The organism is Citricoccus sp., from assembly GCF_032154715.1.
Taxonomy (GTDB): Bacteria; Actinomycetota; Actinomycetes; order Actinomycetales; family Micrococcaceae; genus Citricoccus.
This window is the reverse complement of the sequence record NZ_JALDXU010000135.1, coordinates 1-6,712: the sequence shown is the minus strand read 5'-3', so window position 1 is coordinate 6,712 and position 6,712 is coordinate 1. Positions and strand designations below refer to the sequence as shown.

The window sequence follows — 6,712 nt, the reverse complement described above, 5'->3', positions numbered from 1 at the left end:
CCCCCCGGGGTGGGGGGCGCCGGGTCAGCCGCGGGCGCGCAGCCCGTCCACGATCATGGCGATCGCGTTCTCCTCGACCTGTGCGGGGGAGACCGGGCCTTCCGGGCGGTACCACTCCACCAGGGAGTTGATCATGCCGAACATCAACCGGGTCGTGGTGCGGGGCTCCACGTCGCTGCGCACCCTGCCCTCGGCCTGGGCCGCCGTCACGAGGTCCACGATGGTGTGGTCCACCGTGCGGCGACGCTGCAGGGCATCACGCTCGATCTCGGTGTTGCCGCGCAGGCGCAGCAGCAGCGTGACGTAGGGCTGGCGGTCGATCAGGACGCGGATGGTGGAGCGCAGGACGAACTCGAGGCGCTCAATGGTGCCGCCGTTCTGAGCGCGATCATCCTCCCCGATGGCCTCCAGGGGTACCAGGGCCTCGTCCAGGGCCAGCCGCAGCAGGTCCCCCTTCGAGGGCACGTGGTGGTAGATCGCCGACTTGCTGACCCCGAGCTCCACGGCCAGCATCCCCATCGAGGTGGCGTCATAACCGTGGCGGTTGAACACCTGGACGGCGATCTCCAGCACCGAGTCCTGGTCATAGCCGGGCCTGCCCCGCCGGGGGGACTTCGGCACGGCGGAAGCGGTCGTCATGTCAGGTCTCCTGATCGGCGCGGGTGGATGGTCCTGCGGTCCTGCTGACTCAGGGCGTGCGCAGGTCGTGGATCCGCTTCAGCTTACCCACGGACCGCGGCAGGGACTCCGGGTCCACCACATCGATGCGGCAGCTCGAGCCCACATGGATCTTGATGAGCTTCTGCAACTCCCCGGCGGCGGCCAGTGCCCGGTCCGTGGTGCAGTCGTCCCGGCGCTCGATCTTCACCGCCAGCTCGTCCATCCGGCCGGGACGGCTGATCTCCAGCTGGAAGTGCGGGGACAGACCGGCCACGGTGAGAGCGAGTTCCTCGATCTGGCTGGGGAACAGGTTCACCCCCCGCAGGATGATCATGTCGTCCGAGCGTCCGGTGATCCGCCCCATCCGCCGGTGGCCCGGGCGGGCGGTGCCCGGCAGCAACCGGGTCAGGTCATGGGTGCGGTAGCGGATGATGGGCAGGGCCTGCTTGGTCAGTGCCGTGAACACGATCTCGCCGTGCTCGCCGTCATGGAGGACCTTGGTGTCATCGAAGGCGTCCACGATCTCCGGGCGGAAATGGTCCTCCCAGATGTGGCAGCCGTCCTTCGTCTGCCCGGACTCGCCGGCGACCCCGGGGCCCATGACCTCGGAGAGTCCGTAGATGTCACAGGCGTCGATGGCGAACATCTCCTCCAACTCGTGGCGCATCTCCTCGGTCCACGGTTCGGCACCGAGCACGCCGACCTTCAAGGAGGTCTTGCGCGGGTCGAGGCCGGCGCGCTGCATGGCATCACCGATCGTCAGCAGATACGTGGGCGTGCACAGGATGGCGTCCGGCTGGAAGTCCTGGATCAGCGTGATCTGCTTCTCCGTCTGCCCGCCGGACATCGGAATGACCGTGGTGCCGAGGCGCTCAGCGGCTCCATGCGCCCCCAGGCCGCCGGTGAAGAGCCCGTAGCCGTAGGCATTGTGCACCTTCATGCCCGGGGTGACCCCGGCGATCCGGAGGCAACGGGCCCCCAGCTTGGCCCAGTCGTCCAGGTCCTGCTGTGTGTAGCCGACCACCGTGGCGCGGCCGGTGGTGCCGGAGGAGGCGTGGATGCGGGCGACCTGCTCCTGCGGGACGGCGAACATGCCGAAGGGGTAGGACCGGCGCAGGTCCTCCTTGTCCGTGAAGGGGAACTTGGCCAAATCCGAGAGTTCCTTCAGGTCGCTGGGGTGGACCCCGGCGGCGTCGTACTTCTCGCGGTAGAGCGGGACGCGCTCATAGGCGTAGGCCACCGTGTCCTGGAGGCGCGCCAACTGCAATGCCTCGATCTGGTCCCGGCTCATCGTCTCTTCTGGATCCAGCCCGAGGGTCGCGTCGGTGGTGGAAAGGGTCTCGGTCATCTTCGGAAGCCTTAATGTGTGCGGTGGTGCTGGGGGTTGCTGCGAGGTGCTGAGGCGGGCGACGAGCGCCGGCGCGGGCTCCTGGTCAGCGCTTGGGGATGGTGCGGGACCGTCCGCGGAACTCCGCGATGACCTCGGTGCCGCCCTCCGGCAGGGACTGGAGGACCTGGATGTCGTAGAGGCCGCTGCGGCCGTTCTGCTGGCGCCGGTCGGCCACCGCGGTCAGCAGCCGCCCCGGGATGCCGGGCTTCAAGAAGTTCATGTCCACGCCTGAGGCCACGGTGACCGTCTCGTCTGATCCCTCGGCCGGATTGCATGCCAGCGCGAAGGCCGAGTCTGCCAGGGCGAACACCATGCCCCCGTGGGCGATGCCGAAGCCGTTCAGCATCTCCTGGCGCAGGGTCATGGTGATGACGGCGTGCCCGTCGGCGATCGCCTCCACCTCGATGCCCATCCACTCGCTGGCCGGGTCGTTCTGGAGGATGGCGTGCCAGTCTCCCAGCCGCGACGCTGCCTGCGGGGCCTTCTCCGTGGTGGTCATGGCGCTCCAATCATTATCTACTGAACGATCATTAGGTAATCTCAATCTGTGACCTGGGTCAAGTTCCGGGTCGCGGTCAGCGTAGGCCGCGTGTTGACGAACGGCGAGCCGATGCCTATATACTGAACGAACGGTCGGTAAATAAGACGGCTCCCGGCCGTGCCCCTGTGGCGCGGATGGAGACGACATCCGCCGCACCGCACACGGCGATTCCGAGAATGAGGTGGTCACCATGGCCGAACAGAAGAGCTCCGGCGGGCACCTGGCTGCCGTCCGGACACCGGAGGACATCGAGGGTGAGCGCCGGTTCGACGCGATCATCGCCGAGGACTCCCGCGTCGAGCCCCGGGACTGGATGCCCGAGGCCTACCGCAAGTCGCTGACCCGGCAGATGTCCCAGCACGCCCACTCCGAGATCATCGGGATGCAGCCGGAGGCCAACTGGATCACGCGCGCCCCCAGCCTCAAGCGCAAGGCCATCCTCATGGCCAAGGTGCAGGACGAGGCCGGCCATGGGCTCTACCTGTACTCGGCCACCGAGACCCTGGGGACGGACCGGGACACCCTGAACGACCAGTTGCTCACCGGGCGCGCCAAGTACTCCTCGATCTTCAACTACCCCGCCCGTACGTGGGCGGACATGGGCGCGATCGGCTGGCTCGTCGACGGCGCGGCCATCGCCAACCAGGTGCCGCTGTGCCGTGCCTCTTACGGCCCCTACGGCCGGGCCATGGTGCGCGTGTGCAAGGAGGAGTCGTTCCACCAGCGCCAGGGATTCGAGATCCTGCTGGAACTGTCCCGCGGCACCGAGGCCCAGCGGACCATGGCCCAGGACGCCATCAACCGCTTCTACGCCCCGGCGCTGATGATGTTCGGCCCCTCGGACACCGACTCGCCGAACTCGCAGCAGTCCATGGCGTGGAACATCAAGCGCTTCTCCAACGACGACCTGCGTCAGCGGTTCGTCGGCATGATCGTCGAGCAGGTCAAGGTCCTCGGCCTGAGCCTGCCGGATCCGGACCTGCGTTACGACGAGGACTCCGGTCAGTGGCTGCACATGGAGCTGGACTGGGACGAGTTCAAGCGGGTGGTCTCCGGGGGTGGCCCCTGTAACTCCCAGCGCCTGGCCCGTCGCCGGGAGGCCCATGAGGACGGGGCCTGGGTCCGAGAGGCCGCAGCCGCCTTCGCGCGGAAGCAGCAGGACGAGCAGAACCAGCAGGATCAGAAGGCAGAGGTGGCATGACCATGAGCAGCACCGTGATCGGCCAGGACGGCCAGAACAACCAGGAGAATCCGGGCCAGCAGTCCGGCCAGTCCGGGCAGCAGAGTTCGACGTCGGCCGGTTGGCCGCTCTGGGAGATCTTCGTGCGCTCGTCGCGGGGCCTGTCCCATGTGCACGCCGGTTCTCTCCACGCGCCGGACGCGGAGATGGCGGTCCGCAACGCGCGGGATCTCTACACCCGGCGCAACGAGGGTGTCTCCCTCTGGGTGGTCCGCGCCACGGACATCGCCACCTCGGACCCGGATGCCAAGGGCATGATGTTCGAATCCCCCCAGGGCAAGGACTACCGGCACGCCACCTACTACAAGGAGAGCGAAGGGGTGAAGCACCTGTGAACGGCCCCTCCGACCAGATGACTGACCAGAAGACCGGCCAGGCGGCGGCCCAGTTGCCGGACCACAGCCTCGACAGCTTCGGCGACGCCGCGGCCTCGGCCACCCGGGTCACCCCCGGCAACGCCCTGCGCCCCGAGGACATCGCCCTCCAGCAGACGGCCCCGGCTGGCGACGCCGTCGCCCGGTATGCCCTCATCCTGGGCGATGACGCCCTGATCCTCGCCCAGCGGCTCTCGCACTGGATCTCGCGCGGGCCGGAGCTGGAGGAGGACGTGGCCCTGGGCAACATCGCCCTCGACCAGCTGGGCCACGCCCGCTCCTTCCTCAGTTACGCCGGCAAGGCCTGGGGCCAGAACGAGGACGACCTGGCCTACTTCCGCGAGGAGGAGGACTTCACGTCCCTGCACCTGGTCGAGCAGCCCAACGGCGATTTCGCCGAGACGATGGTGCGGGGTCTGTTCATGGCCCTCTACCAGCACCAGCTCTACGCCCGGCTGGTGGACTCGGCCGACGAGACCATCGCGGCCATCTCCGCCAAGGCGCTCAAGGAGGTCGACTACCACCTGGAGCATGCTGAGTTGTGGACCCTGCGCCTCGGCCGGGGAACCGAGGAATCGGCCCACCGGATGCGCCGCGCCCTGGACAAGCTCTGGCCCTACACCGCCGAACTGTTCCAGGACGAGCCGCTGCACGGTGAACTCGAGGGCATCGCCGTCCGCCCGTCCACGCTGCGTGCGCAGTGGGAGGAGCAGTTGCGGGACATCCTCGACCGGTCTGAACTGGCCGTCCCGGACGTTCCCGCCGCCCTGTGCCTCGGCCGCCGCGGTGAGCACTCCGAGCACCTGGGGTACATCCTTGCCGAGATGCAGGTGCTCGCCCGCAAGCATCCCGGCGCCACCTGGTAGACCTCAGGAGGACCACCATGACACCCATCACCACAGAAGCCATCAGCACGGCCACCGAGCGTGCCGCGGCGAGTGATCGACTCCACCGCATCGCCGCCCGGGTGACCGACCCCGAGATCCCGGTGCTGACCATCGCCGACCTGGGCATCCTGCGGGACGTCGAGCAGGACGGTGACGGCGCCGTCGTCGTGACCATCACCCCGACCTATTCGGGATGTCCGGCCATGGATGCCATCCGGCAGGACCTTGAACAGGAGTTCTCCGCGGCCGGCTATGAGCAGGTCCGCGTGGACCTGGTGCTGTCTCCGGCGTGGTCTACCGACTGGATGACGGATGCGGGCAAGGCCAAGCTCGAGGAGTACGGCATCGCCCCGCCCACCGGGACTGGCCATCGGGGCACCGTGACCATCGGCCTGGCCGTGAAGTGCCCGCACTGCCATTCGCTGAACACCCGCGAACTCGCCCGCTTCGGTTCCACCTCCTGCAAGGCCCTGTACTCCTGCCGGGACTGCCTGGAACCCTTCGACTACTTCAAGGTGCTCTCATGACCGCAACCGCCACCGAAACGGCCCCCGCACGCCGCCGCGCCACCTTCCACTCCCTCGAGGTGGCCGGTGTCCGCCGGCTGACCGCCGATGCCGTCGAGGTCACCTTCGCGGTGCCCGAGGAGCTGGTGGACGACTACGACTACGCGCCCGGCCAATACGTGGCCCTGCGCAAGGAGTTGCCGGACGCGGACGGCACCCTGCATGAGGTGCGCCGCAGCTACTCGATCTGCGCCGAGCCGCGGCCCGGAGAGGTCCGGGTGGCCATCAAGCGGGACCTCGGCGGATTCTTCTCCAGCTGGGCCAACGAGCACCTGGTTGCGGGGGACACCATCGACGTGATGAGCCCGGCCGGCGCGTTCATCTCCCAGCACCGGATGACCGAGCTGAACGATCCGGAGTCCATCGACACGGACACCGAGCACTCCTTCGTGGCCGTGGCCGCCGGATCCGGCATCACCCCGGTCATCGCCATCGCCCGCACGGTGCTCGCGTCCAATGACCAGGTCCGCTTCGACCTGGTGTACTCCAACCGGGCCGCCATGGATGTGATGTTCCTGGAGGAGTTGGCCGACCTCAAGGACCGCTACCCCTCCCGCTTCGCCCTGCACCACATCCTGACCCGAGAGCAGCGGATCTCACCCCTGCTCTCCGGCCGGATCGACCACGAGAAGCTCTCCACCCTGTTGTCCACCGTGATGCGTCCGGAGACGGTGGACGAGTGGTTCCTCTGCGGCCCGTTCGAATTGGTGCAGCTGGTGCGGGACGAGCTGACGGCCTTGGACGTGGACGCGCGCAAGGTCCGCTACGAGCTGTTCACCACGGGTGACCCGAAGGAGGGCCGCCCGGAGGGCAACATCGGACGACCCGTGGAAGTGGACGAGGCCGGGGACAATTTCCAGATCTCCTTCACCCTGGACGGTCTGCAGGGCGAGGTGAAGACCCCCAAGGGCCAGCGCGAGTCGGTGCTCAACGCCGCCCTGCGGGTCCGCCAGGACGTGCCCTTCGCCTGTGCGGGCGGCGTGTGCGGCACGTGCCGGGCCAAGGTGGTCGAGGGCACCGTGGAGATGGATGAGAACTACGCGCTGGAGCCGGA

Annotated in this window: 8 protein-coding genes; 5 read left to right on the top strand and 3 right to left on the bottom strand. The window is 68.1% G+C overall.

What is annotated here, in order from left to right; translation table 11 throughout:
• Window positions 1–24 precede the first annotated feature (24 nt).
• From RUH65_RS14985 to paaI, 3 genes are all read right to left on the bottom strand, one after another.
• Window positions 25–639, bottom strand: a complete 615-nt coding sequence (locus RUH65_RS14985; RefSeq protein WP_313818422.1) for a TetR/AcrR family transcriptional regulator — start codon at window positions 637–639, stop codon at window positions 25–27.
• Window positions 640–688: 49 nt separating this feature from the next.
• On the bottom strand, window positions 689–2,008 hold the full coding sequence (locus RUH65_RS14980; RefSeq protein WP_313818421.1) for an AMP-binding protein: 1,320 nt from the start codon (window positions 2,006–2,008) through the stop codon (window positions 689–691).
• Window positions 2,009–2,093: 85 nt separating this feature from the next.
• Window positions 2,094–2,549, bottom strand: coding sequence for a hydroxyphenylacetyl-CoA thioesterase PaaI (gene paaI, locus RUH65_RS14975; protein WP_313818420.1), 456 nt, complete (start codon window positions 2,547–2,549; stop codon window positions 2,094–2,096).
• Between the two features lie 232 nt (window positions 2,550–2,781).
• Here paaI and paaA point away from each other — a divergent pair, with 232 nt between their 5' ends.
• The 5 genes from paaA to paaE form a co-directional block, all read left to right on the top strand.
• Window positions 2,782–3,792, top strand: coding sequence for a 1,2-phenylacetyl-CoA epoxidase subunit PaaA (paaA, locus tag RUH65_RS14970; RefSeq protein WP_313818419.1), 1,011 nt, complete (start codon window positions 2,782–2,784; stop codon window positions 3,790–3,792).
• Window positions 3,793–3,794: 2 nt separating this feature from the next.
• Complete coding sequence (paaB, locus tag RUH65_RS14965; protein ID WP_313818418.1) at window positions 3,795–4,166, top strand: 1,2-phenylacetyl-CoA epoxidase subunit PaaB; 372 nt, start codon at window positions 3,795–3,797, stop codon at window positions 4,164–4,166.
• Window positions 4,167–4,183: 17 nt separating this feature from the next.
• Entirely contained in the window at window positions 4,184–5,071 is an 888-nt protein-coding gene (paaC, locus tag RUH65_RS14960) for a 1,2-phenylacetyl-CoA epoxidase subunit PaaC (protein ID WP_313818417.1), read from the top strand.
• A gap of 17 nt (window positions 5,072–5,088) precedes the next feature.
• Window positions 5,089–5,619, top strand: coding sequence for a 1,2-phenylacetyl-CoA epoxidase subunit PaaD (paaD, locus tag RUH65_RS14955; RefSeq protein ID WP_313818416.1), 531 nt, complete (start codon window positions 5,089–5,091; stop codon window positions 5,617–5,619).
• Window positions 5,616–6,712 (top strand): 1,2-phenylacetyl-CoA epoxidase subunit PaaE (gene paaE, locus RUH65_RS14950; RefSeq protein ID WP_313818415.1); only part of this gene is annotated, 1,097 nt, incomplete at its 3' end. The genes paaD and paaE, both read left to right, overlap by 4 nt.